Source organism: Mycobacterium sp. (assembly GCF_035274705.1).
Classification (GTDB): Bacteria; Actinomycetota; Actinomycetes; order Mycobacteriales; family Mycobacteriaceae; genus Mycobacterium.
On record NZ_DATENY010000058.1, the window covers coordinates 1 to 24,580 of the forward strand.

Annotated in this window: 26 protein-coding genes, 1 tRNA gene and 1 rRNA gene; 23 read left to right on the plus strand and 5 right to left on the minus strand. The window is 66.3% G+C overall.

The features are described 5' to 3' along the window. Positions 1-18: 18 nt before the first annotated feature. The 13 genes from rrf to VJV41_RS13475 all read left to right on the plus strand — a co-directional run bounded on the left by rrf (position 19) and on the right by VJV41_RS13475 (position 12,701). Positions 19-133 (plus strand): 5S ribosomal RNA (gene rrf / locus VJV41_RS13415). A gap of 102 nt (positions 134-235) precedes the next feature. Continuing rightward, complete coding sequence (locus VJV41_RS13420; RefSeq protein WP_325334456.1) at positions 236-1,063, plus strand: tetratricopeptide repeat protein; 828 nt, start codon at positions 236-238, stop codon at positions 1,061-1,063. A 1-nt stretch (position 1,064) separates the two neighbouring features. Then, a complete protein-coding gene (locus VJV41_RS13425; protein WP_325334457.1) occupies positions 1,065-2,063 on the plus strand; it encodes an HAD-IIA family hydrolase in 999 nt (332 codons plus the stop codon). Between the two features lie 31 nt (positions 2,064-2,094). After that, positions 2,095-2,280, plus strand: coding sequence for a hypothetical protein (locus VJV41_RS13430; RefSeq protein WP_325334459.1), 186 nt, complete (start codon positions 2,095-2,097; stop codon positions 2,278-2,280). 6 nt (positions 2,281-2,286) lie between these two features. After that, positions 2,287-3,096: a TlyA family RNA methyltransferase gene (locus VJV41_RS13435; RefSeq protein ID WP_325334461.1), complete on the plus strand. Its 810-nt coding sequence runs from the start codon at positions 2,287-2,289 to the stop codon at positions 3,094-3,096. After that, positions 3,093-4,016, plus strand: coding sequence for an NAD kinase (locus tag VJV41_RS13440; protein ID WP_325334463.1), 924 nt, complete (start codon positions 3,093-3,095; stop codon positions 4,014-4,016). The genes VJV41_RS13435 and VJV41_RS13440 overlap by 4 nt, the downstream gene beginning before the upstream one ends. Further along, the gene (gene recN / locus VJV41_RS13445) at positions 4,016-5,776 is read left to right on the plus strand and encodes a DNA repair protein RecN (protein WP_325334501.1); all 1,761 of its coding nucleotides are present in this window, start codon (positions 4,016-4,018) and stop codon (positions 5,774-5,776) included. Before VJV41_RS13440 ends, recN begins: the two co-directional genes overlap by 1 nt. Positions 5,777-5,902: 126 nt before the next feature. Beyond that, on the plus strand, positions 5,903-7,087 hold the full coding sequence (gene steA, locus VJV41_RS13450; protein ID WP_325334465.1) for a putative cytokinetic ring protein SteA: 1,185 nt from the start codon (positions 5,903-5,905) through the stop codon (positions 7,085-7,087). 39 nt (positions 7,088-7,126) lie between these two features. Further along, entirely contained in the window at positions 7,127-8,068 is a 942-nt protein-coding gene (locus tag VJV41_RS13455) for a copper transporter (protein WP_325334467.1), read from the plus strand. Positions 8,069-8,195: 127 nt separating this feature from the next. After that, positions 8,196-9,956: a CTP synthase gene (locus tag VJV41_RS13460; protein ID WP_325334469.1), complete on the plus strand. Its 1,761-nt coding sequence runs from the start codon at positions 8,196-8,198 to the stop codon at positions 9,954-9,956. Then, a complete protein-coding gene (locus tag VJV41_RS13465; protein ID WP_325334471.1) occupies positions 9,949-10,566 on the plus strand; it encodes an NUDIX hydrolase in 618 nt (205 codons plus the stop codon). The genes VJV41_RS13460 and VJV41_RS13465 overlap by 8 nt, the downstream gene beginning before the upstream one ends. Next, positions 10,566-11,546, plus strand: a complete 981-nt coding sequence (gene xerD, locus VJV41_RS13470; protein ID WP_325334473.1) for a site-specific tyrosine recombinase XerD — start codon at positions 10,566-10,568, stop codon at positions 11,544-11,546. The genes VJV41_RS13465 and xerD overlap by 1 nt, the downstream gene beginning before the upstream one ends. Before the next feature lie 33 nt (positions 11,547-11,579). After that, on the plus strand, positions 11,580-12,701 hold the full coding sequence (locus VJV41_RS13475; RefSeq protein ID WP_325334475.1) for an NAD(P)/FAD-dependent oxidoreductase: 1,122 nt from the start codon (positions 11,580-11,582) through the stop codon (positions 12,699-12,701). On the opposite strand, the gene VJV41_RS13480 is transcribed toward VJV41_RS13475, so the two are convergent. After that, the gene (locus VJV41_RS13480; protein WP_325334477.1) at positions 12,698-13,450 is read right to left on the minus strand and encodes an O-methyltransferase; all 753 of its coding nucleotides are present in this window, start codon (positions 13,448-13,450) and stop codon (positions 12,698-12,700) included. The genes VJV41_RS13475 and VJV41_RS13480 overlap by 4 nt on opposite strands. Positions 13,451-13,589: 139 nt before the next feature. On the opposite strand from VJV41_RS13480, the gene VJV41_RS13485 reads away from it, so the two are divergent. The 8 genes from VJV41_RS13485 (at position 13,590) to VJV41_RS13520 (ending at position 19,844) form a co-directional block, all read left to right on the plus strand. Beyond that, positions 13,590-14,462 (plus strand): ParA family protein, encoded by an 873-nt coding sequence (locus VJV41_RS13485; RefSeq protein WP_325334479.1) that lies wholly within the window; start codon positions 13,590-13,592, stop codon positions 14,460-14,462. Beyond that, positions 14,459-15,325: a segregation/condensation protein A gene (locus VJV41_RS13490; protein ID WP_414684948.1), complete on the plus strand. Its 867-nt coding sequence runs from the start codon at positions 14,459-14,461 to the stop codon at positions 15,323-15,325. Before VJV41_RS13485 ends, VJV41_RS13490 begins: the two co-directional genes overlap by 4 nt. Further along, the gene (gene scpB / locus VJV41_RS13495) at positions 15,318-16,028 is read left to right on the plus strand and encodes an SMC-Scp complex subunit ScpB (protein WP_325334481.1); all 711 of its coding nucleotides are present in this window, start codon (positions 15,318-15,320) and stop codon (positions 16,026-16,028) included. The genes VJV41_RS13490 and scpB overlap by 8 nt, the downstream gene beginning before the upstream one ends. A gap of 1 nt (position 16,029) precedes the next feature. Continuing rightward, positions 16,030-16,773: a pseudouridine synthase gene (locus VJV41_RS13500; RefSeq protein ID WP_325334483.1), complete on the plus strand. Its 744-nt coding sequence runs from the start codon at positions 16,030-16,032 to the stop codon at positions 16,771-16,773. Further along, entirely contained in the window at positions 16,770-17,456 is a 687-nt protein-coding gene (cmk, locus tag VJV41_RS13505; RefSeq protein WP_325334485.1) for a (d)CMP kinase, read from the plus strand. The genes VJV41_RS13500 and cmk overlap by 4 nt, the downstream gene beginning before the upstream one ends. Continuing rightward, the gene (gene der / locus VJV41_RS13510; protein WP_325334487.1) at positions 17,453-18,856 is read left to right on the plus strand and encodes a ribosome biogenesis GTPase Der; all 1,404 of its coding nucleotides are present in this window, start codon (positions 17,453-17,455) and stop codon (positions 18,854-18,856) included. Before cmk ends, der begins: the two co-directional genes overlap by 4 nt. An 86-nt stretch (positions 18,857-18,942) precedes the next feature. Further along, positions 18,943-19,710 carry a sulfite exporter TauE/SafE family protein gene (locus tag VJV41_RS13515; RefSeq protein ID WP_325334505.1) on the plus strand — a complete coding sequence of 256 codons (768 nt, stop codon included), beginning with the start codon at positions 18,943-18,945 and terminating at the stop codon, positions 19,708-19,710. Between the two features lie 60 nt (positions 19,711-19,770). Next, positions 19,771-19,844, plus strand: a tRNA-Pro gene (locus VJV41_RS13520). Positions 19,845-20,038: 194 nt separating this feature from the next. On the opposite strand, the gene VJV41_RS13525 is transcribed toward VJV41_RS13520, so the two are convergent. From VJV41_RS13525 to VJV41_RS13540, 4 genes are all read right to left on the minus strand, one after another. Next, positions 20,039-21,322 (minus strand): cytochrome P450, encoded by a 1,284-nt coding sequence (locus VJV41_RS13525; protein WP_325334489.1) that lies wholly within the window; start codon positions 21,320-21,322, stop codon positions 20,039-20,041. A 47-nt stretch (positions 21,323-21,369) separates the two neighbouring features. Next, a complete protein-coding gene (locus VJV41_RS13530) occupies positions 21,370-22,761 on the minus strand; it encodes an FAD/NAD(P)-binding oxidoreductase (RefSeq protein ID WP_325334491.1) in 1,392 nt (463 codons plus the stop codon). 9 nt (positions 22,762-22,770) lie between these two features. Beyond that, positions 22,771-22,971, minus strand: a complete 201-nt coding sequence (locus VJV41_RS13535) for a ferredoxin (protein WP_325334493.1) — start codon at positions 22,969-22,971, stop codon at positions 22,771-22,773. A gap of 668 nt (positions 22,972-23,639) precedes the next feature. Beyond that, a complete protein-coding gene (locus VJV41_RS13540) occupies positions 23,640-23,864 on the minus strand; it encodes a tyrosine-type recombinase/integrase (RefSeq protein ID WP_325334495.1) in 225 nt (74 codons plus the stop codon). Positions 23,865-23,992: 128 nt separating this feature from the next. Between VJV41_RS13540 and VJV41_RS13545 the strand changes: the two genes are divergently transcribed. Both VJV41_RS13545 and VJV41_RS13550 read left to right on the plus strand, forming a co-directional pair. Further along, positions 23,993-24,274 (plus strand): type II toxin-antitoxin system RelE/ParE family toxin, encoded by a 282-nt coding sequence (locus VJV41_RS13545; protein ID WP_325334498.1) that lies wholly within the window; start codon positions 23,993-23,995, stop codon positions 24,272-24,274. Between the two features lie 13 nt (positions 24,275-24,287). After that, the gene (locus VJV41_RS13550; RefSeq protein ID WP_325334500.1) at positions 24,288-24,575 is read left to right on the plus strand and encodes a HigA family addiction module antitoxin; all 288 of its coding nucleotides are present in this window, start codon (positions 24,288-24,290) and stop codon (positions 24,573-24,575) included. Positions 24,576-24,580 lie beyond the last annotated feature (5 nt).

A 24,580-nucleotide genomic window follows, 5' to 3' on the forward strand; every position in this document is an offset into this window, starting at 1 on the left:
CAAAAAAGTGAATAAAGTTACGGCGGTCAATAGCGGCAGGGAAACGCCCGGACCCATCCCGAACCCGGAAGCTAAGCCTGCCAGCGCCAATGATACTACCCAACCCGGGTGGAAAAGTAGGACACCGCCGAACACAAATTAGGATCACCCCCCACAATTGCGTGGGGGGTGATTCTATTTGGCCACAATTGATTTCGAATTCTCAATTCTGGCGTCATCGGGTAGAAAGGCATACGTGGTCCAGGACAGGCAAGGCGGCGGCAACGAGCGCCGTCCGAGGCGCGGCTCTGATGCGGGCGGCCCGCGGCGAGGGCCGCGGGACCAACGCGCGGCTCCGCGTTCGTCGGGTCCTGATCGCGCCCGCCGCTCGCAGCCAACACCCGAGAGCGACACCCCGCGACACCAAGGCCCGCCGATTCCCCCCGAAATCGAGGCCAAGCAACTGTCGCCCGAAATCCGTGGCGAGCTCACCACTTTGGACCGGGCGACGGCCGACGTCGTAGCTCGGCACCTCGTTGCGGCGGGTGAACTCCTCGATGAGGATCCCGAAGCCGCGTTGGCGCACGCTCGTGCCGCCCGCGCCCGGTCCGGCCGCATCGCCGCGGTACGCGAGGCCGTCGGCATCGCGGCGTACCACTGCGGTGACTGGGCTCAGGCCCTCGCCGAGCTTCGCGCCGCCCGCCGAATGGGCAGCAAGTCGCCGCTGCTGCCGCTGATCGCCGACTGTGAACGAGGTGTCGGCCGCCCCGAGCGGGCGATCGAACTGGCCCGCACACCCGAAGCCGCCGCCCTCACCGGCGACGACGCCGACGAGCTGCGCATCGTCGTGGCCGGCGCTCGCTCCGACCTTGAGCAGTACGAGCAGGCCTTGGCACTTCTGTCGACGCCGAAACTGGATCCGGCGCGCACCGGGCAGACCGCCGCGCGGGTCCTCTACGCATACGCCGAGACGCTGCTGGCGCTCGGCCGCAACGACGAGGCGTTGCAATGGTTCATCAAGGCCGCGGCCGCAGATGTCGACGGCGTAACCGACGCCGAAGAGCGGATCACGGAGCTGCCCTGAGGTGAGTACCCTTGCGCAGGAACATGATTGCCTACTTCTCGACCTCGACGGCACCGTCTTTCGCGGCCACGAACCCACGCCTGGTGCCGTTGAGACGCTAGAGGTCGTCCGGTCTCGCGCACTGTTCGTGACCAACAATGCCTCGCGGGGACCAGAGGAGGTGGCCGAGCACCTGTGCGCCATGGGGTTTGCGGCCAAACCCGACGACATAGTCACCAGCGCCCAAAGCGCGGCGCGCCTGTTGCAAGAGCAATTGGAGCCCGGCGCCGCGGTTCTCGTCGTCGGCACCGACTCGCTTGCCGCCGAGGTCCGGAGAGTGGGCCTCAAACCCGTCCGGCAGTGGTCCGACGGTCCCGTCGCGGTCGTACAAGGACATTCGCCGCAGACGGGATGGCCCGACCTCGCGGAAGCGGCGCTGGCCATCCGCGCGGGAGCGCTGTGGGTCGCCGCGAATGTCGACAAGACGCTGCCGTCCGAACGAGGTCTGCTGCCAGGAAACGGCGCAATGGTCGCGGCGCTGCGCGCCGCCACCGACAGAGAACCGCAGGTCGCGGGCAAGCCGGAGCCGACGCTGCTCACGGATGCGTTGGGGCGCGGTAAGTTTCGTTCTCCGATAGTGGTCGGCGACCGCCTCGATACCGACATCGCCGGCGCCAACGCCGCCGGCCTGCCTAGTCTGCTCGTGCTCTGCGGTGTCAGCACTGCCGCGGAGACAGTACGCGCGGTGGTCGGGCAGCGGCCCAACTACATCGCCGAAGACCTTCGGTCGCTCTACGCCCCAACCGACACCCTCCGAATTGCGCCTCACCCCGCGTGGTACGTCGACGTCGGACCGTCGGCCGTGACGGTGCAGTCAACCGGCCGGGATCCGGGAGACCCGCTGTCGGTTGTCCGCGCCACAGCGAGCGCGATGTGGAACGCCAACCTCAACGGGCGCCCGGTAACCGTGATGGCGGGCGACGACACTGCGCGACAGGCCATCCAACGCTGGTCCCTCTGACCCCGCCCGATCGGCTAGCGTGAACAGCGATATGAGTACCGACCCCGACCAGATTCGTGCCCAGATCGCGGAACTGCTGGCAGACGTGCCGGACCCCGCGCAGGAAGGCTCGAACTTCGACCAACTTGCCGAATCCGACATCGACACCATCGCGGCGCGACTCGAGGAAGCCCACGACCTGCTGGTGCGGGCGCTGGAATCGGTCGAGAAGGGCTGAGCCCACGTGACCCGGCGCGCGCGTGTTGACGCCGAATTGGTGCGACGCGGGCTGGCGCGATCACGGCAGCAGGCCGCCGAGTTGATCGGTGCTGGGCGCGTCACCATCGACGGAATGCCTGCAGCCAAGCCCGCGACGGCGATCGCCGTCAGCGCTGCCCTCACGGTGGAGGGAACCGGCGAACGCTCCTGGGTGTCGCGCGGCGCCCACAAACTGATCGGTGCACTCGACGCCCTCGGCCAGGAGGTCGACGGCCTGCGCTGCCTCGACGCCGGCGCCTCGACCGGCGGATTCACCGAGGTATTGCTGGATCGCGGCGCCCGTGAAGTGGTCGCCGTCGATGTCGGCTACGGCCAGCTTGCCTGGAGCCTGCGCAACGACCCCCGGGTGACGGTGCTCGAGCGCACCAACGTCCGCGGGCTGACCGCCGACGCGATCGGCGGCCCTGTCGACCTCGTCGTCGCCGACCTCTCGTTCATCTCGCTGGCTACGGTGCTGCCCGCGCTGACCGCGTGCGCGTCAGACGACGCCGATATTGTTCCCATGGTGAAGCCGCAGTTCGAGGTGGGCAAGGATCGCGTCGGGGCGGGCGGAGTCGTCTCCGACCCGCAGTTGCGGGCGGACGCTGTGCTCGCTGTCGCACGCCGGGCTGCGGACCTGCAGTGGCACACCGTCGGCGTCACTGCCAGCCCGCTTCCGGGTCCGTCCGGCAACGTCGAATACTTCCTGCGGCTGCGCGCCAACACCGAGAACCCGTTGCAAGGCGACCGGCTCGAGCACGCAGTGCGCCAGGCCGTCGCGGAGGGCCCACAATGACGTGCGACCGCACCATTCTGCTGGTGGTGCACACCGGACGCGACGAGGCCACCGAGGTCGCTCGTCGCGTGGAAAAAGTGCTCGGCGACAACGGTATTGGGCTTCGGGTGCTTTCCGCCGAAGCCGTCGACCGTGGGCCCGTACACCTCTCGCCACACGATATGCGCGCGCTCGGCGTGGAGATCGAGGTGGTCGACGCCGATGAGCGGGCCGCCGAAGGCTGCGAACTCGTAATCGTTCTCGGCGGCGACGGCACCTTCCTGCGCGCCGCCGAACTGGCCCGTAACGTCGAAATCCCGGTGCTGGGTGTTAATCTCGGCCGTATCGGCTTCCTCGCCGAGGCCGAAGCCGATCACATCGACACGGTGCTCGAGCACGTCATCAAACGTGACTACCGCGTCGAGGAGCGCATGACCCTCGACGTCGTCGTGCGCGCAAACGGCGAAATCGTCGACCGGGGCTGGGCGCTCAACGAAGCCAGCCTGGAAAAGGGTCCGCGCCTGGGCGTGCTCGGCGCGGTCCTCGAGGTCGACGGACGCCCGGTGTCGTCGTTCGGCTGCGACGGTGTGCTGGTGGCGACGCCGACCGGATCGACCGCATGGGCGTTCTCCGCCGGCGGCCCCATCGTGTGGCCGGATCTGGAGGCAATCCTGGTGGTGCCCAACAACGCTCACGCGCTGTTCGCCCGGCCAATGGTGACCAGTCCGGACGCCGCGATCGCGATCGAGGTGGAGCCGGGCGGACACGACGCGCTCGTATTCTGCGACGGCCGGCGCGAGATGGTGGTGCCGGCCGGCGGCCGGCTAGAGGTGACACGCTGCGGCACGCCGCTCAAGTGGGTGCGGCTGGACAGCGCGCCATTCACCGACCGCCTGGTGCGCAAGTTCCGGTTGCCGGTCACAGGGTGGCGCGGACAGTAGTGCTAGCCGAGATCCGTATCGAGTCGCTCGGAGCGATCAGCACCGCGACCGCCGAGTTCGACCGCGGGCTGACCGTGCTCACCGGCGAAACGGGTACCGGCAAGACGATGGTGGTGACGGGTCTTCACCTGCTCGGCGGCGCCCGCGCCGACGCCACCCGGGTGCGCTCCGGCGCCGCCCGCGCCGTTGTCGAAGGACGGTTCACCACAACCGAACTCGCCGACGGCGTGGCTGTCCATGTCGACACTATCCTTGATTCGTCAGGCGCCGAACGCGACGACGACGGAAGCATCATCGCCGCGCGCTCGGTCAGCCGTGACGGGCCGTCGCGCGCCTACCTCGGTGGCCGCAGCGTGCCGGCCAAGTCGCTGTCCACCTTCACCACCGAACTACTCGCGCTTCATGGCCAGAACGACCAGCTGCGGCTGATGCGGCCCGACGAACAGCGGGCGGCACTTGACCGCTTCGCCGACGTCGAAACACAACTCAAGCGCTACCGGACCATGCGCGACGACTGGCTGGCCGCCCGCGGCGACCTCGAACACCGCAAGCAGCGCGCCCGCGAGCTGGCGCAGGAGGCCGATCGGCTCAAGTTCGGCCTCAACGAAATCGACGCCGTCGCACCGCAACCCGGTGAGGACGATGTGCTCGTCAGCGATATTCGGCGGCTGTCCGAACTGGACGCACTGCGCGAAGCCGCTCACGCTGCGCGCGCGGCGCTCTCGGGCGCCGACGACTCCGACACGGACAGCGCCTCGGCGGTCAACGGTGTCGGCCACGCGAAGTCCGCGCTGGATGCCACCGACGACAACGCGCTCCAGGCGCTGGCCGAGCAGCTCACCGGCGCATTGGCCATCATCGCTGACGTGTCCACCGAGCTCGGCGACTATCTCGCCGAATTGCCCAGTGATGCAAGCACTTTGGAGAATAAGCTGGCCCGGCAGGGCGAGCTGCGCACCCTCACCCGCAAGTACGCCGCCGACATCGACGGTGTGTTGCAGTGGGCGCGTGAGTCCCGCGAACGTCTCGCGCAACTCGATGTCTCGGAGGAGGCGCTGACCGAGCTCGAACGTCGAGTCGGTGAACTCGAAGCCAAAGTCGTCAGCGCCGCAGCCGAACTCACCAAGGGAAGGGCCAAGGCCGCCAAGGGCCTTGCAAAGGCCGTCACCGCCGAGCTGTCGGGCCTGGCGATGGCTGACGCCGCGTTCACCGTCTCCGTCGATACTCTGCCGGCCCGCGCTGACGACTCCGCGCCGCTCACTCTTTCGTCGGGCGTGACCGTCCATGCCGGGCACGACGGTGTCGACGCCGTCGAGTTCGGTTTCGCCGCACACCGCGGCACCGATGTGCTGCCGCTGAGCAAGAGCGCGTCCGGCGGCGAGCTGTCACGCGTCATGCTCGCACTGGAGGTCGTGCTGGCGGCGTCGGCCGAGGGCACCACGATGGTGTTCGACGAGGTCGACGCCGGGGTCGGCGGACGCGCCGCGGTGCAGATCGGACGACGTCTGTCCAGGCTGGCCCGCACCCACCAAGTCATCGTCGTCACCCACCTTCCGCAGGTGGCCGCGTACGCCGACGTCCACCTCGTCGTCGACAGTGGCAGCGGCCGCAACAAGTCGAGCGGGGTCCGCAGCCTCGACGATGACGAGCGCATCGCCGAACTGGCGCGCATGCTGGCCGGCCTCGGCGAATCCGACAGCGGCCGGGCGCATGCCCGTGAGCTGCTCGATGCTGCGCGAACAGATGCGAAAGCCGATTAAAGCGCCTGACTTACCGTCGTAAGGGCTGATCCGCGCCTGTTGCAGATGTGACAATAGGTACTTGTGTGGCTGGTGTTACGGCGCGCCTCCCAGTTTTGGGAGTCGTTCCTCGACAGAATCAGCCCCATGAAGATGTCAGCGCTGCTAACCCGAACTGCGAGCTCACGGCCGGGAATCACCGGCACGGCCCGAGTGGACCGCGACATCGATCGACTGCTGCGACGTATCGGCCCCGGTGACATCGTCGTCATCGACGCGCTGGATCTTGACCGGATCACCGCCGATGCCCTTGTCGATGCCGACGTCGCCGCGGTCGTCAACGCGTCGCCGTCGATTTCCGGGCGTTACCCCAACCTCGGCCCCGAGGTGCTGGTCGCCAACGGCATCACGCTGATCGACGACACCGGTCCCGAGGTGTTCAAGAAGGTGAAGGACGGCGCACGCGTCCGCGTGAACGAGGGCGGTGTGTACTCCGGCGATCGCCGGCTGATCCTGGGCACCGAGCGCACCGACCATGAGATCCACGAGCTGATGCACGAGGCCAAGAGCGGTCTGGTCGCGCATCTCGAGGCCTTCGCCGGCAACACCATCGAGTTCATCCGCAGCGAGAGCCCGCTGCTGATCGACGGCATCGGCATCCCCGACATCGATGTCGACGTCAGCCGCCGCCACGTCGTGATCGTCGCCGAGGAACCCAGCGCTGCGACAGACCTGAAGGCGCTCAAACCGTTCATCAAGGAGTATCAGCCGGTCCTGGTGGGCGTCGGTACCGGCGCAGACGTGCTGCGCAAAGCCGGCTACCGCCCCCAGCTCATCATCGGCGACCCGGACAAGATCAGCGCCGACGTGCTGCGGTGCGGGGCGCAGGTGGTGCTGCCCGCGGACGCCGACGGGCACGCCGCAGGTCTTGAACGGATCCAGGATCTCGGCGTGGGAGCGATGACATTCCCCGCCGCAGGTTCGGCCGCCGACCTCGCGCTGCTGCTGTGCGATCACCACGGCGCAGCACTGATCGTCACCGCCGGTCACACCGCGAGCATCGAGGAGTTCTTCGACCGGTCCCGCCAGCAGAGCAACCCGTCGACCTTCCTGACCCGGCTCAAGGTCGGCGAGAAGCTGGTGGACGCCAAAGCCGTAGCCACTCTGTACCGCAGCCGGGTGTCCGGAGGGGCCATCGCCCTGTTGGTGCTGGCGATGCTGATCGCCGTCAGCGCCGCGTTGTGGGTGTCGCGCGCCGACGCCGCGGTACTCGACTGGATCGTCGACTACTGGAATCGGTTCTCGCTGTGGGTCCAGGGTCTCGTCACCTAGGAGGTTGGTGATGAGTGCTCGCGCAAGGAGTGGAACACTGTGATTTCCCTACGCACACACGCGATTTCGCTTGCGGCGGTATTCCTCGCCCTCGCCATCGGGGTGGCTTTGGGGTCGGGTCTGCTGTCCAACACACTTCTGTCCGGGCTGCGTGACGACAAACACGAGCTGCAAAACCAGATCAACACGCTCACCGACGACAAGAATGCGTTAAACCAAAAACTCAACGCCGCAGGCGAATTCGACGCACAGATGTCGCCGCGCGTCTTGCATGGCGCGCTCGCAGGCAAATCCGTGGTGCTGTTCCGCACTCCGGACGCCAAGGACGACGACATCGACGCGTTGTCGAGGATGGTTGGCCAGGCGGGCGGAACGGTCACCGGGACGGTCGCGTTGACGCAGGAATTCGTCAACGCCAACTCCGCCGAGAAGCTGCTGTCCGTGGTGAACTCGCCGATCGTGCCCGCCGGCGCGCAGCTCAGCACGACGTCGGTCGATCAGGGTTCGCAGGCCGGCGATCTGTTGGGAATTGCGTTGCTGATCAACAGGGATCCGAAGGTGCAGGTAGTCGACGACGCTGCGCGCGGCACCGTGCTGTCGGCGCTGCGCGACACCGGGTTTGTGACGTACGGCAATCAGCACATCGGAGCCGCCAACACCGCGCTGATCGTGACCGGCGCGGGACTGGGTGACGATGCAGGTAATCAGGGCGCCACCGTCGCCCGATTCGCGGCCGGACTTGCCCCGCACGGCTCCGGCACGGTGATCGCCGGGCGGGACGGCTCCGCATCCGGCACCGCCGCCGTGGCAGTGACCAGGTCCGACGCCGGCCTGAGTGCCGCGGTCAGCACGGTCGACGACGCTGACAGCACCTCCGGCAAGATCACCACAGTGCTCGCGCTGAGCGACCTCATCAACGGTGGGCGACCCGCCCGGTACGGCATCGGCCAGGGCGCGGCATTGGTAACGATCCCGCAATAGGGACCAGTGGCGTGTCAGCGACGCCGTGTCGGCGTCGGTGTTAGGGTGGGGTTCCGTGGGTCGGCAGGCCCCGAGCTGGGCTCCCGCCCAGAAAAGTAAGCCCTGCCCGTCGTCACGGAGGTTGCCCTTGCCAGCGCTACGCAAGCACCCGCAAACCGCCACCAAGCACCTTTTCGTCACGGGTGGCGTTGTTTCTTCACTCGGCAAGGGTCTGACGGCGTCTAGCCTCGGGCAGTTGCTCACCGCGCGGGGCCTGCAGGTGACGATGCAAAAGCTCGACCCCTACCTCAACGTCGACCCGGGCACCATGAACCCGTTCCAGCATGGCGAGGTGTTCGTCACCGAGGACGGCGCGGAGACCGACCTCGACGTCGGACACTATGAGCGGTTCCTGGACCGCAATCTGTCGGGTTCGGCCAATGTCACCACAGGACAGGTGTATTCGTCGGTGATCGCCAAGGAACGCCGCGGCGAGTATCTCGGCGACACGGTCCAGGTGATCCCGCACATCACCGACGAGATCAAGAGCCGCATCCGGGCGATGGCCGCACCCGACCCCGACGGCAATCGACCCGACGTGGTGATCACCGAAATCGGCGGCACCGTTGGCGATATCGAGTCCCTGCCATTCCTGGAAGCTGCACGGCAAGTCCGCCACGAAGTCGGCAGGGAGAACTGCTTCTTCCTGCACTGCTCGCTGGTGCCCTACATGGCGCCGTCGGGCGAACTCAAGACCAAGCCCACGCAGCACTCGGTCGCGGCGCTGCGCAGCATCGGAATCAGTCCCGACGCACTGATCCTGCGCTGCGACCGCGACGTCCCCGAACCGTTGAAGAACAAGATCGCGCTCATGTGCGACGTCGACATCGACGGCGTGATCTCGACTCCGGACGCCCCGTCTATCTACGACATCCCCAAGGTGTTGCACCGCGAGGAACTCGACGCCTACGTGGTGCGCCGGCTGAGCCTGCCGTTCCGTGACGTCGACTGGACCCAGTGGAACGACCTGCTCCAGCGTGTGCACGAGCCACAGGAGACCGTGCGGATCGCGTTGGTAGGCAAGTACATTGACCTCTCCGACGCCTACTTGTCGGTCGCCGAGGCGTTGAGGGCGGGCGGCTTCAAGCATCGCGCCAAGGTCGAGATGCGCTGGGTGGCTTCCGACGACTGTGAGACCGAAACCGGCGCCGCCACCGCCCTCTCCGACGTGCATGGTGTGCTGATTCCCGGCGGCTTCGGCATCCGCGGCATCGAAGGCAAGATCGGTGCCATCCATCACGCCCGCAAGCGCGGGCTGCCCGTGCTCGGACTCTGTCTCGGCTTGCAGTGCATCGTGATCGAGGCGGCCCGATCGGTGGGGCTCACCGACGCGAACTCTGCGGAATTCGACCCGAAGACACCCGATCCGGTGATCTCCACGATGGCCGATCAGCGCGATGCCGTGGCCGGTGAGGCCGACCTCGGCGGCACGATGCGCCTTGGTGCCTATCCCGCAGCGCTGGAACCGGATTCGATTGTGGCGCAGGCCTACGGTGCCACCGAGGTGTCGGAGCGGCATCGACACCGCTACGAGGTGAACAACGAATACCGTGACCGCATCGCGCAGAGCGGGTTGAAGTTCTCCGGCACATCGCCGGACGGGCACCTGGTCGAGTTCGTCGAGTATGCCGCCGACGTCCATCCGTTCATCGTCGGCACACAGGCGCACCCCGAACTGAAGAGCAGGCCCACCCGGCCGCATCCGCTTTTCGTCGCATTCATCGGAGCGTCACTGGAGTACAAGGCTGCAGAGCGGTTACCGGTGGAGATTCCCGAACAGCGGTCCAACGGCATCGAGCATCCCGAGGACGTCGGGCAGCTGCTGCAAGAGCCCGCGGCCCGTGGCTGAGCACGAGTTCGAGACCGTTTCATCCGAGACCCTCTACATCGGAAAAATTTTCGCCTTGCGCGCCGACGACGTGCGCATGCCCCACGGCAACACCGCCCGGCGTGAAGTCGTCGAACACTACGGCGCGGTGGCGGTTCTGGCACTCGACGACGACAACCGGGTGATGCTGGTTTACCAGTACCGTCATCCGCTCGGCCGCCGGTTGTGGGAGCTGCCTGCCGGGCTGCTCGATCTCGGCGGTGAGCCGCCCCACGTCACTGCCGCACGCGAACTCAAGGAAGAGGCGGGGCTCTCCGCGACCGACTGGCACACCCTTGTCGACCTCGACTCGACGCCGGGCTTCTCCGACGAAAGCGTGCGGGTGTACCTGGCGACAGGTCTGAGCGACGTCGGCCGCCCCGACGCGCACGACGAGGAAGCCGACCTCACGCTGCGATGGATTCCGCTCGACGAGGCCGTTCAGATGGCGCTGTCGGGCCAGATCGTGAATTCGATTGCGGTGGGCGGGATTATGGCCGCCCACACAGTCCATGACCATGCGACGCTGCGGCCCGTCGACGCCCCATGGCCAGACCGACCGACGGCATTCGCGCGGCGGAAGGGGCACTGATGAATGCGTCGTCTGCTCTTCGGGCAAGCGACTCATCCGCGTTCCGCGCTCCACTTGATGACCAGCTGCAGGGCTACCTCGATCACCTCACCATCGAACGCGGTGTCGCTGCTAACACGTTGAGCTCGTATCGCCGCGATCTGCGCCGTTATGCCGAACACTTGGCGTTGCGCGGCATCGACGATCTGGGCGCCGTGACCGAATCCGATGTCAGCGATTTTCTGGTGTCGCTGCGGCGCGGCGACCCCGATACCGGAACCACGCCGCTGTCGGCGGTGTCCGCGGCCCGGGCGTTGATCGCCGTGCGCGGACTGCACCGCTTCGCGGCATCCGAAGGATTCACCGAGGCCGATGTCGCCCGGGCCGTCAAGCCGCCGACACCGAGCCGGCGCCTGCCCAAGAGCCTGACCATCGACGAGGTGCTGGCGCTGCTCGACGGCGCCGGCGGAGACAGTGAGGCCGACGGACCGCTCACACTGCGCAACCGGGCGCTGCTCGAGCTGCTGTATTCGACGGGTTCACGGATCTCCGAGGCCGTCGGCCTCGACCTCGACGACATCGACACCCAGGCCCGATCAGTGCTGCTGCGCGGCAAGGGCGGCAAGCAGCGGCTGGTGCCGATCGGCAGGCCTGCCGTCACCGCACTCGACGCATATTTGGTTCGCGGTCGCCCGGATCTGGCCCGCCGAGGCAAGGGAACACCGGCGATCTTCCTCAACGCTCGCGGCGGACGGCTGTCGCGCCAGAGTGCGTGGCAGGTGCTGCAGGACGCCGCTGAGCGGGCGGGCATCACCGCCGCGGTGTCGCCGCACGTGCTGCGGCATTCGTTCGCGACTCATCTGCTCGACGGCGGCGCCGACGTGCGGGTCGTGCAGGAGCTGCTCGGGCATGCATCGGTGACGACCACGCAGATCTACACGATGGTCACCGTGCACGCGCTACGAGAGGTCTGGGCCGGTGCTCATCCGCGGGCGCGTTGAACGGCCGGCCGCCGTCGATCGTTGGACTCGGGTATGACCGACGTTGCCGTTATCGGAGCGGGCCCGGCAGGCGTAGCGGTGGCGGTCAGCTTGCGGGACCGAGGCGTGCGACCGCTGCTGATCGACCGGGCCGACCAGGTGGGTTCGGCGTGGCGAGGGCGATACGACCGGCTCAAACTGAACACCGGTAGGCCGTTCTCACACTTGCCGAACCGGCCGTATCCGAAGGGAACTCCGATGTTCCCTAGCCGTGACGACGTCGTCGCTCACCTCGACCGGCACGCCCGTGAACAGGGAATCGACCTGCGGCTGGGCACCGAGGTCGAACGCGTCGACCGTCGCCGCGACGGGTGGCGGCTGTCGACCTCGGCCGGCGATATCGACGCGCGGCAGGTCGTGGTCGCCAACGGCAATGCGCACACCCCACGGGTGCCGCAGTGGCCGGGAGCCGACGGGTTCACCGGCGCGATGCTGCACTCGTCGGCGTATCGCAGTCCGGAGCCGTTTTGGGGCAAGAACGTGTTGGTGGTCGGCTGCGGATCGTCGGGAATGGAGATCGCCCACGATCTCGCCAGTACAGGAGCGGCCAAAGTATGGCTGGCGGTCCGCACTCCGCCGAACATCCTGCCGCGGTCACTGCCGGGCGGGCTGCCCGGCGACCTGCTCGCACGTCCGCTGTTTCACGCGCCGGTCCGGATCGCCGACGCGATCAGCCGTAGGGCACGTCACGCGGATCTCGCTGACCTGAGCGAATACGGTCTTCCGATTCCGGACGAGGGACTGTTCTCGCTCCTGAAGCGGCTCGATCAGGTGCCCGCAATCGTCGACATAGAGGTCATCAACGCGGTCAAGGACGGGTCCATCGAGGTGACCGCGACCGTCGAATCGTTCGACGGCGACGAGGTCGTCCTTGCCGACCGATCTCGCATCGACGCACACGCCGTCGTGCTGGCCACCGGGTACCGCCGCGGTCTGGAGCCGTTGGCCGGGCACCTCGGTGTGCTCGATGCGAACGGCAAGCCGGTTGCGCAGGGGCACCGCCCGGCCGCTCCGGGCCTGCGGTTCCTCGGATATGACGCCCGGCCGTCGTTGATCGGCTACATGGCCAAGCAGTCCAAGCGCATGGCCAAGCGGATCGCGAACGAGCTGCGTTAGCCGAGGTACTCCGACTCCAGCACCAAGTCGGAGACCAGCGTCTGGTACTCAAGGTGCGTCTTGTGCTCGATGGTGGTGAAGAGCTTGCCCTGCTGCTCGCGCATGTACTCGCGGTATTTGGGCGCGCCGGGAATGCGAACGTTGTCCGCTACGACGATGGCACCCCGATGCAGCCAGCCCCGGTCGAGGATGCTTTGCAGATCCGACAGATACGCGCTCTTGTCGTGGTCGATGAACAACAGGTCCAGTTGGCCGGCGGAGAAGCCGTGCTCGTTGGCCAGGTCGTCGAGCGTGCGCCCGCCGTCGCCGATAGTGCCCACCACACAGGTGACGCGGTCGTCGACGCCGGCATGTGCCCAAATACGGCGCGCGACTTCGGCATTCGCGGCCGCGAACTCGACGGAGTAGACCTTGGCGGCCGGCGCCGCTCGCGCGATGCGCAGCGAGCCGTAGCCACAGTAGGTGCCGAGTTCCAGGGCGAGGCCGGTGTTGGCGCGGCGCACGGCGGTGTCGAGCAGGGCGCCTTTCTCGTCGCCGACGTTCATCAGCACCGACTTCTCATATGCGAACTTGTCGATGGTTGCCAGCACGTCATCGATGTCGCCGCGGCGGGCATTGGCTTCGACGAACGCGGCGCACGCCTCCTCCCGGCCGTCGCCGATCTGACCCCTCTTGAGGAAGCCCGGCATGCCCAGCGCGCCTCGCCACAACGACCAGCGAAGGAACGGTAACCGTGCCTTCAGGCTCATGGCTGCCACCCTAGGCTTCGGGCCAGGCAGATTGGGTTGCAGGTTGCCCGCGGGTCTGCCAGACCAGGAAAGCGCGTCCCGTTAAACTTGCCCGGATGTTCGCGATGTCTGTGGGTTGTCTGACCAGCGATGGTCGGGCATGACCGACGACGGAGCGACCGCGGGACCGGCAGACAGCACAAGTCTGACCGGCCGTCCGCAGCGGGCCATTCCTGAGCCCAGGCCGAAGAGCGTGCACGGCCCGGCCAAGGTCATCGCGATGTGCAACCAAAAGGGCGGCGTCGGCAAGACGACGTCGACCATCAACCTCGGCGCCAGCCTGGCCGAGTACGGCCGACGGGTGTTATTGGTCGACCTCGACCCGCAGGGCGCGCTGTCGGCGGGGCTTGGTGTGCCGCACTACGAGCTCGAGCACACCATCCACAATCTGCTGGTCGAGCCGCGGGTGTCGATCGACGATGTGCTGATCCACACGCGGGTCCCTGGCATGGACCTGGTGCCCAGCAACATCGACCTGTCCGCGGCGGAGATCCAGCTGGTCAACGAGGTCGGCCGCGAGCAGTCGCTGGCCCGCTCGCTGTATCCGGTGCTGGACCGCTACGACTACGTGCTGATCGATTGCCAGCCGTCGCTGGGCCTGCTCACCGTGAACGGGCTGGCGTGCAGCGACGGCGTGATCATCCCGACCGAATGCGAGTACTTCTCGCTGCGCGGGCTGGCGCTGCTGACCGACACCGTCGACAAGGTGCACGACCGCCTCAACCCGAAGCTGTCGATCAGCGGCATCCTGATCACCCGATACGACCCGCGCACCGTCAACTCGCGCGAAGTGATGGCCCGTGTGCTGGAGCGCTTCGGCGACCTGGTGTTCGACACCGTCATCACCCGTACGGTGCGCTTCCCCGAGACGAGTGTCGCTGGCGAGCCGATCACCACATGGGCGCCGAAATCCGGTGGGGCCGAAGCGTATCGATCGTTGGCGCGCGAGGTCATCGACCGGTTCGGCGCGTGACCGAACCGGTAACAGAGGCCGGAGCCGCGGAGGCGGCGACATCGAACTCCGACCAGCAGCAGGCAGGTTTCCAGGTCCGGCTGAGCAATTTCGAGGGACCGTTCGATCTGCTGCTGCAGCTGATCTTCGGGCACCGGCTCGACGTCACCGAGGTGGCGTTGCATCAGGTGACCGACGACTTCATCGCCTACACCAAGGAGATCGGGCGGCAGTTGGAACTCGAGGAGACCACGGCGTTCCTCGTCGTCGCGGCCACCCTCCTGGATCTCAAGGCCGCGCGACTGCTGCCTGCCGGCGAGGTACACGACGAGGAGGATCTTGCGCTGCTGGAGGTGCGCGACCTGCTGTTCGCGCGACTACTGCAGTACCGGGCCTTCAAGCATGTCGCGGAGATGTTCGCCGAGCTCGAGGCCGCGGCCCTGCGCAGCTATCCGCGTGCGGTGTCGCTGGAGAAGCGCTACGAGGAACTGCTGCCCGAGGTGATGATCGGCGTCGACGCCGAGGCCTTCGCGCAGATCGCCGCGGCGGCATTCACGCCGCGCCCGATACCGTCGGTCGGCACCGAGCACCTGCACCAGGTCATCGTGTCGGTGCCCGAGCAGGTCGGGAATCTGATGGCGCTGCTGGAGAGCCGCGGGATCGGGCACTGGGCGTCGTTTCGTGACCTGGTGGCAGACTGCCAGACGCCGATCGAGATCGTCGGCCGGTTCCTGGCGCTGCTCGAGCTGTATCGGGCGCGGGCGGTAGCATTCGAACAATCAGAACCGCTTGGTGTGCTCCAGGTTTCGTGGACCGGAGAACGGCCAACCAACGAACACCTGGCTACTGCGGACGCGGTGGAAGTAGAAGACGCTGATGACTGACGATTTTCTGGCGGAGACTCACGACATTCCGGCGGATCTCGACCTCGGCATCGATGTCGCGACCGCGCCGGAGCTGGAGGATTCCGAACTCGGTGCGGTGCTCGAGGCGCTGTTGCTGGTGGTGGACACGCCCGTGACGGTCGACCAGCTCGCCGCCGCGATCGACCAGCCCGCCTATCGGATCGCGGCCAAACTGCAGTTGATGGCCGAGGAACTGAACGCCCGGGAGAGCGGCATCGATCTGCGGGAAGCAGGCGGCGGCTGGCGGATGTACACCCGCGCGCGGTTCGCGCCGTACGTGGAGCGGCTGCTGCTCGACGGTGCCCGCTCGAAGCTGACCCGGGCGGCGCTGGAGACCTTGGCCGTGGTCGCGTACCGGCAACCGGTGACGCGGGCGCGGGTCAGCGCGGTGCGCGGTGTCAACGTTGATGCGGTGATGCGTACGCTGCTGGCGCGCGGGCTGATCACCGAGGCCGGCGCCGATCCCGACTCGGGCGCGGTGACGTTTGCGACGACCGAACTGTTCTTGGAGCGGCTGGGATTGACGTCGCTGGCCGATTTGCCGGACATCGCGCCGTTGTTGCCGGACGTCGACATGATCGACGATCTGAGCGAAACCCTCGGTGAAGAGCCACGTTTCATGAAGCTCAGCGGGGTGCCCGCCGCCGAGGCGCCGATGTCCTTCGACGTGGACCAGGAGTGAGATGACCGATTCCGAGGGCGTGCGTCTGCAGAAAGTGCTGTCGCAGGCCGGAATTGCCTCGCGCCGCGTCGCTGAGAAAATGATTCTCGACGGCCGCGTGGAGGTCGACGATCGCATTGTCACCGAGCTGGGCACGCGAGTTGACCCTGATGTGTCTGTGATCCGCGTCGACGGGGCCCGCGTGATGATCGACGACACGTTGGTACATCTGGCGATCAACAAACCGCGGGGCATGCACTCGACGATGTCCGATGACCGCGGCCGGCCGTGTGTCGGTGATCTGGTCGAGCACCGAGTCCGGGGGAACAAGAAGCTGTTTCATGTCGGGCGCCTGGACGCCGACACCGAAGGATTGATGCTGTTGACCAACGACGGCGAATTGGCGCACCGGTTGATGCATCCGTCGTTCGAGGTGCCGAAGACCTACTTGGCCACGGTTATCGGCAAGGTTCCGCGTGGGCTGGGCCGCAAGCTGCGAGACGGCGTCGAATTGGACGACGGGCCCGCGCATGTCGACGATTTCGCGGTGGTAGACGCGGTACCCGGTAAAAGTCTGGTGCGGGTGACGCTGCACGAGGGACGCAAACGGATCGTGCGCCGGCTGCTGGCGGAGGTCGGCTTTCCGGTGCAGGAACTGGTGCGCACCGATATCGGTACGGTGTCGCTGGGCGAGCAGCGGCCCGGCAGCATCCGGGTGTTGACCCGCAAGGAGATCGGCGAGCTGTACAAGGCGGTGGGTTTGTGAGCGGGTCGCTGACGGTGGCGGTGGACGGGCCCGCCGGAACCGGAAAGTCCTCGGTGTCACGGGGTTTGGCGCGATCTCTGGGTGCTCGCTATCTGGACACCGGGGCGATGTACCGCATCGTGACGCTGGCGGTCCTGCGGGCCGGCGTCGACTTGGCTGATACGCCGGGAATCGAAGCGGCCACAGCGGATGTACCGCTGTCGGTGAGCTACGACCCCGATGAGGACCGGGCTTACCTTGACGCAGAAGATGTTTCGGGCGAAATTCGCGGCGATGAGGTAACCAAAGCCGTGTCCGCAGTGTCGGCGGTGCCGGCCGTACGTGCACGCTTGGTGGGACTGCAACGCGAACTGGCGGCAGGTCAGGGGAGCGTCGTGGTGGAGGGCCGTGATATCGGCACGGTGGTGCTGCCCGACGCGGACGTCAAGATCTTTCTGACGGCGTCGGCCGAGGAACGGGCGCGGCGGCGCAACGACCAGAACATCGCGTCGGGATTGGGTGACGACTACGAGGCGGTGCTGGCCGACGTGAAGCGGCGGGATCATCTGGACTCGACGCGTCCAGTGTCGCCGTTGCGGGCGGCAGACGATGCGCTGGTGGTCGACACCAGCGACATGACCGAGCCCGAGGTCGTCGCGCATCTGCTGGAACTCGTGAAGCAGCGCGCGGGGGTGTCGCGATGAGTGAAGGCACGTGGTCTGACGAAAGCGACTGGGAGCTCGGCGCGGAAGACGTCGCCGAGGCCATCGAGGAGGCCGCTGCGGCGCCGCCAGTGGTGGCAGTCGTCGGTCGGCCGAACGTCGGGAAATCCACCCTCGTGAACCGGATCCTTGGCCGTCGTGAAGCGGTGGTGCAGGACGTGCCGGGCGTCACGCGCGACCGAGTGTCCTATGACGCGCTGTGGTCGGGGCGGCGGTTCGTCGTGCAGGACACCGGCGGCTGGGAACCGGACGCAAAAGGCTTGCAGCAGTTGGTGGCCGAACAGGCGTCGGTGGCGATGCGCACCGCGGACGCGATCATCTTTGTGGTCGACACGGTGGTGGGCGCGACGACGGCCGACGAGGCGGCGGCGCGCTTGTTGCAGCGCTCGGGCAAGCCAGTGTTCTTGGCAGCCAACAAGGTTGACTCCGAACGTGGGGAGGCTGACGCCGCAGAATTGTGGTCGTTGGGGCTGGGGGAGCCGCATCCGATCAGCGCGATGCACGGCCGCGGCGTGGCGGATCTGCTCGATGAGGTGGTCGAGGCCCTGCCGGCAGTATCGGAAATGGCATCGGGCGGGGGAGGCCCGCGCCGAGTCGCGTTGGTGGGCAAACCGAATGTCGGCAAGAGCTCGTTGCTGAATCGCCTTGCCGGCGACGAGCGCTCGGTCGTGCACGATGTCGCAGGAACCACCGTGGACCCCGTCGACTCGCTGATCGAAATGGACGGCAAGATCTGGCGTTTCGTCGATACGGCTGGTTTGCGCCGCAAGGTCGGACAAGCCAGTGGGCACGAGTTCTATGCATCAGTGCGCACGCACGGTGCGATCGACGCCGCCGAGGTGGCCATCGTTTTGATCGATGCGTCGCAGCCGTTGACCGAGCAGGACCAACGCGTGCTGTCGATGGTGATCGAGGCGGGCCGGGCGCTGGTGCTGGCGTTCAACAAGTGGGACTTGGTCGACGAGGACCGGCGCTATCTGCTCGATCGGGAGATCGACCGTGAACTCGCGCAGCTGCAGTGGGCGCCGCGGGTGAACATCTCGGCGATGACGGGCCGGGCGGTGCAGAAGCTGGCGCCGGCGCTGGAGACGGCGCTGGAGTCGTGGGACATGCGTGTGTCGACGGGACGGTTGAACACGTTCTTGAAGGAAATCGTCGCGGCTCACCCGCCGCCAGTCCGTGGTGGCAAGCAGCCCCGCATCTTGTTCGCGACCCAGGCGACCGCGCGGCCGCCGACGTTCGTGCTGTTTACGACGGGCTTCCTGGAGGCAGGGTATCGGCGGTTCCTGGAGCGACGGCTGCGCGAGACGTTCGGCTTCGAGGGCAGCCCGATCCGGATCAACGTGAGGGTGCGCGAGAAGAGGGGCGCACGCTCTCGCTGAGCGATTTCGGCGCGCTCACCGGCGCTGAGCGCGTGTGAGCGCGCCGAATCCGGTCTACTAGGGTTGCGCTAGTGCCCGTCGTCGACATGATTCTGATCGCGTTGGCGGGCGTCGGGGCAGGTGCCATCAATGCCGTCGTCGGTTCCGGCACGCTGATCACGTTTCCCACACTCGTGGCGCTGGGCTATCCGCCAGTGACGTCGACGATGTCGAATGCCGTGGGTCTGGTCGCCGGCAGCGCATCAGGCACCTGGGGATATCGGCGTGAGCTGCGTGGCCAGTGGAATCGGTTGGCATGGCAACTCCCTGCGTCGCTGACGGGCGCGGCGCTGGGCGCGTGGCTGCTGCTGCACCTGCCGGAAAAAGTCTTCACCCAGGTGGTGCCGGTGCTGCTGATCATCGCGCTGATCCTGGTGGTCGTCGGTCCGCGGATTCAGGCGTATGCGCGTCGGCGGGCGGAGGAGGCGGGCCGGTCGGCCGAGCACATCTCGCCGGGTCGGATGGCGGCGTTGGTCTTCGCGACGTTCGCAATTGGGGTCTACGGCGGGTACTTCACGGCTGCGCAGGGCATCATGCTGATCGCCGCGATGGGCGCGCTGCTGCCGGAGGACATGCAGCGGATGAATGCGGCTAAGAACCTGCTCTCGCTGGTCGTGAATATCGTTGCGGCGGTGGCATATACGGCGGTGGCCTTCGATCGGATCAGCTGGCTGGCCGCTGGCTTGATAGCAGTGGGCTCGCTGATAGGCGGATTCCTCGGCGCGCACTACGGGCGACGGCTGTCACCGAATGCACTGCGCGCAGTGATCGTGGTGGTCGGCCTGATCGGGCTCTATCGGCTGCTTACCGTTTAGTGAGACGGGTGGGGATTGCGGTAGGCTTTCGAGTCGCTGCCGGCAATCCCGGCGGCACCGCGGGCTGTGGCGCAGTTTGGTAGCGCACTTGACTGGGGGTCAAGTGGTCGCAGGTTCAAATCCTGTCAGCCCGACAATGAGAAATAGGCTTTAACCTGCGACAATGGCCCGAAGTACCTCTATGGCTGGTTTAGCTTTGAGCCGGTTGGGACCACAGATCTCGACCTTCGGGCTTGCCGTAGCGCACTTGTCCGCGGGTCAAGTGCGTAATGCGCGCAACTTGGCTTGCTGTCGGCGGGTTCGCTTCGACGGGGGTCGTGTGGACGGGTCAGTCACCAGCCAGGACGCGGGCTCGGATCTCGTCGAAATCGACGAACACATGCCGCGGTCCGCGGAACACCTGACTAATTCGGTACGGTGGCGGATCCTCCACGAGCCGTGGGTTTTCCACCCGGCGCAGGAATGCCTCGAACGCGGTGTTGACTTCCAGGCGGGCAAGCGGACCGCCGAAGCAGACGTGAATGCTGCGCCCCCAGCCCACGTGCTCGTTGTCTTTGCGCTCAGGGTCGAAGGTGTTGGGGTCGGGGAAGCGCCGTGGGTCGCGGTTGGCAGCGCCGTACATCAGGAGGATGGGCGATCCTTTGGGGATTGTGGTGCCGGCAATCTCGATGTCGGCCAGCGCCGAGCGGCTCGGGAAGAACTGCACCGAGGACTGCAGCCGCAACACTTCCTCGATGGCGGCGGGAATCAACTCCGGCCGGCTGCGCAGCAACTCGATGGACCACGGGTTGCGCAGCACGGTGAGAACGCAGTGGGAGATCAGGTTGACCGTCGAGTCGTGACCGGCGACGAACAGCAGGATCGTGTTGTTCACAATCTCACTGGGCGACATCGGCCCATCAGGTCCGTCGTCGTGCACCAACTGCGAAATCATGCCAGGACAAGGGGATTTCGCGGCACGCTCGACCAGCCCGATGATGTATTTCTTCAATTCCTGACCGGCCTCGACGCCCTTGGCGCGCCGGATCTGGCCCTCCTCGGTTTCGATCTCGGGACCCAGGTCGAACACGCCGGCCATCGCGTCGGCGACCCAAGTATGCAATTGGGGCTCGTCCTCGACCGGCACACCCAAAATGTGGCAAATCACGTCGACCGGGAGCCGATAGGCGAACTCGTCGACCACGTCGATGCGGGTCTTGCCCATCGCGGTGTCGAGGAGGTCGTTGACGATCCGCTGACACAGCGGCTCCTGGCTCGGAATCACCTCCGGTGAGTGGGGCGGTCCGAAGTAGCGCATGCACGAGCGGCGGGCCCGGTCGTGGTCGGGCGGATCCTGCTGGATGAAGCTCAAGTCCTGCCCGTACTGTTCGACCATCTCCGCGACCGCGGGGTCGACGACTTCGCGGGGGCGCGCGCCGAGCGGACTTCTGCGCATATCAGAGCTCACCCGCGGGTCGTGCGCCAGTGTGATTAGTTCCTCGTACCCCGTGACGGCGTAGACGCCATTGGTCACCCGCACGACCGGAGTCCTGCGAAGTTCGTCGAAGAACGGATACGGATCGGCGCGGTTCTCCAGTTTCATGGCCTCGTTCCAGGCCTCTTCGGGCGTCATAACGCTTCCCTTGGCTGAATCACGGTGTCTTTCTGGGTCTTTGACTGTCAGGTCGGTCTGCCCCGGCGCGGCCGGAACTCGGCCCGGCGCTCGGCGGGATCGTGACCCGTCAGCACCACGTCCGGGGTCTCGGTGGGCACGCCGCGGGCCGGGAAGTCGGCCGGCATCACCCGCATGTCCTCGGGGAAATCGGAACCGGCCGGATTCGGCGGAAATGGTGCCGAACGCGCAATCTGCGCCTCGTAGTAGGGAATCCACTTGCCGTGGTTGAAGGTGACAGCGCCGACGATGCGCCCCCGCCGTCCGTAGGCCGCGGCGAACCTGCGCTCCTTGATCGAGCCCTGGGTGAACATGATGTCGTCGCCGTACGAGGGCACCCCGACGGACTTGATGTTGATGCCGAATTGGCCCGACCAGAACTGCGGGATCATCAGATGTGCCCAGCGGTCCGTCTCATCGCACACCATGTTGTGGGCGGCGACTTGGGCGCCCAGCACCGCGTTGTCCCAGTGCTCCATCGCCAGAAACTCGTAGTCGTAGAGCACGTGTGGTGCACGTGCGATGTCGCCGGCAACGAAGATGCGGTTGGTGACTACGCCGTTGACATCGAACACGCGGCAGCCGGCGTCGCACCCCACACCCCAGAATCCGGCGGCGAGCCCGGCCCCATCGAGCCACTCGATATTGCGGATCGACCCCAGCGAGGTCACCACCACATCGACGTCAAGGGTGCTGCCGTCGGACAAGCGTGCTCGCCTCACGTGCCCACTCGCGTCGCCTTCCATCGCCAGAACCGAGACTCCGGTGCGAAGATCCACCCCGGCCTCGCGCTGCATGTCGGCGGCGATCCTGCCGATCACTCCGCCCAGCGGACCGGAGAGCGGAGCTGGGCCGCGTTCTGCAACGGTGACCGCAAGTCCTAAGTCCCGGCACACCGAGGCTACTTCCGATCCGATGAAACCTGACCCGATGATCAGTACCCGCCGCGGGTTGGCAGCCAAGGCTGCCTGCAGCGCCGCTGCGTCGGCGCTGGTGCGCAGGGTGTAGACGCCCTCGAGGGTCGCTTCATCCGGGTTGGGCCATTTCCGCGATCGCACCCCCGTCGCGATCAGCAGCGCGTCTCCCTCGATCTCGGTGCCATCGGCCAAGCGCACAAACCCGTTGACCCTGTCCAGACCGGTTGCGGCCACACCGAGTCGCCATTCGGCATCAACGTCGCACATCCGCGGCAGTTTCGTCGCGTCTGCGCGTACCCATCCGGCGAGTACCTGCTTGGACAGCGGTGGCCGGTCATACGGCTCGTCCGGTTCATCACCGATGATGGTCAGACGCCCAAGGAAGCCCTCCTTGCGCAGCGCCTCGGCCGCGCGGAGCCCGGCCAATGAGGCACCGACAATGACGATGCGGCCGTTCTCGCTGACGGCACTTCCCTTGCCCATGCCTACCTACTACTCGTCGTCTAACTGGTCGACGATGATCGCCTGCACCGGGCACGAGGCCGCGGCACGCAACACCCGCTGACGTTGACTGTCATCTGGATTGGGGTCGTAGGTCAACGCCTCTTCACCCTTGAGCTTGAGAACCTCGGGCGCGAGCGGGACGCACTGGGCATACCCCAGGCAGCGATTCAGGTCGACGACGATCCGCATAAGCAATGCCTCAAACTTCTGAAGCCCAAAGCTCTTCCGACTTCGAGACTTATAGGCCCATCCGATCCGGAACCGTACGCGTCACCACGGGTAGAAAATGTCGGATTCGAGAAATCTCCAACGACGAGGAGGAACATTCACGGTGCCGCAGTTCGTATTTGGCTGTCGTCGATATACCGGCGATCGCCCCGCACAGACCTTGCCCACTGACGCCAGCCCACACAGAACACCATCCTGGGTCACACGAAATTGGCGCGCGATGTGCTACACGATCTGTGTCATTGGGCCCGCCCGATTGGGGACCATTCGGGGACCGCACGGTGCGCGCGATGGTGAACGACGTGCGCGTCCGTGCACCCCGTGCATAGACCCACAACGGCCTACCGCTGGAGATGACCTGCAGAAATGGGCTACCGCTACTTCCTGGGGGTCAAGTGGTCGCAGGTTCAAATCCTGTCAGCCCGACCACAAAATGGGTCTCTGACCTCGCTGTTTAGATTTCGCGTCGGTCGTACAAGTGTTCGGCAAGACCAAAATTGTCACAGATTGTTACGAGATTGTCGTGGATACCACCGCACGCATGTGCGAGGCGTTCAGTCCGCAGAATGGGCGGTCGGCGGAGCAAAGCGGCGCGCCGCGAGTTCCAGCGCCTCGGGCTGGGCACGAACCTACGTGCGCATGGTGAAAGAGATGTCGGCGTGGCCGAGCCAGGCCGCGACGAGGGCGATGGGCACGCCCTGCAGATGCATGAGGGTGGCGCACGTGCGGCGCGCGTCGTGCAGCCGGATCTGGGGCACGTCGAGATTGCGGATGGCCGCCCGCCACAGGGCGCTCAACGTCGAGGGGTGATAGGGCTCGCCGGCCCAGGGGATGGGGGAGTGTATGTGGGTCATGCGACCCCCTCGTGATGGACGGTGTTCCACCACTGCAATTCGTCCTACGGACTGCTCCATACGGTAATTTTCGGGCGCCTCGGTTGATAACGCTTGGCGTTAATAACGCACTGCGTTATCATTGACGGGTGATCCGCTCCTTCCGGGATAAGGACACCGAGGCGATCTGGCAGCGCCGCTACGTCAAGAAGCTCAGCCGGGAGCTCAGCAGACTCACCTACAACAAGCTTGTTCTCATCAACGCCGCTGAGAGCATCAACGACCTACGCGTGCCGCCCGGCAACCGACTGGAGAAGCTGAGCAGCAATCGCGCAGGCCAGTACAGCGTTCGCGTCAACGACCAGTGGCGAATCTGCTTCACCTGGAGCACCGCCGGCGCCGGGAACGTCGAGCTGGTCGACTACCACTAGAGAGGAGAAACCGATGGCAGACTTCGCACCCACCCATCCTGGTGAGATTCTCTTGACTGAGTTCCTGGAGCCAATGGGCATCTCGCAGTACCGGATCGCCAAGGCGATCGATGTGCCACCTAGGCGCATCAACGAGATCGTCCACGGCAAGCGGGGAATCAGCGCCGACACCGCGCTGCGGCTGTCACGCGCGCTGGGGCTGACCGACATGTTCTTCATCAACATGCAGGCCCACTACGACGCGGAAGTCGCCCGCGAACAGCTTGCGACGCAGTTGGCCAGCATCGACCGCATCGCCTGACCCTT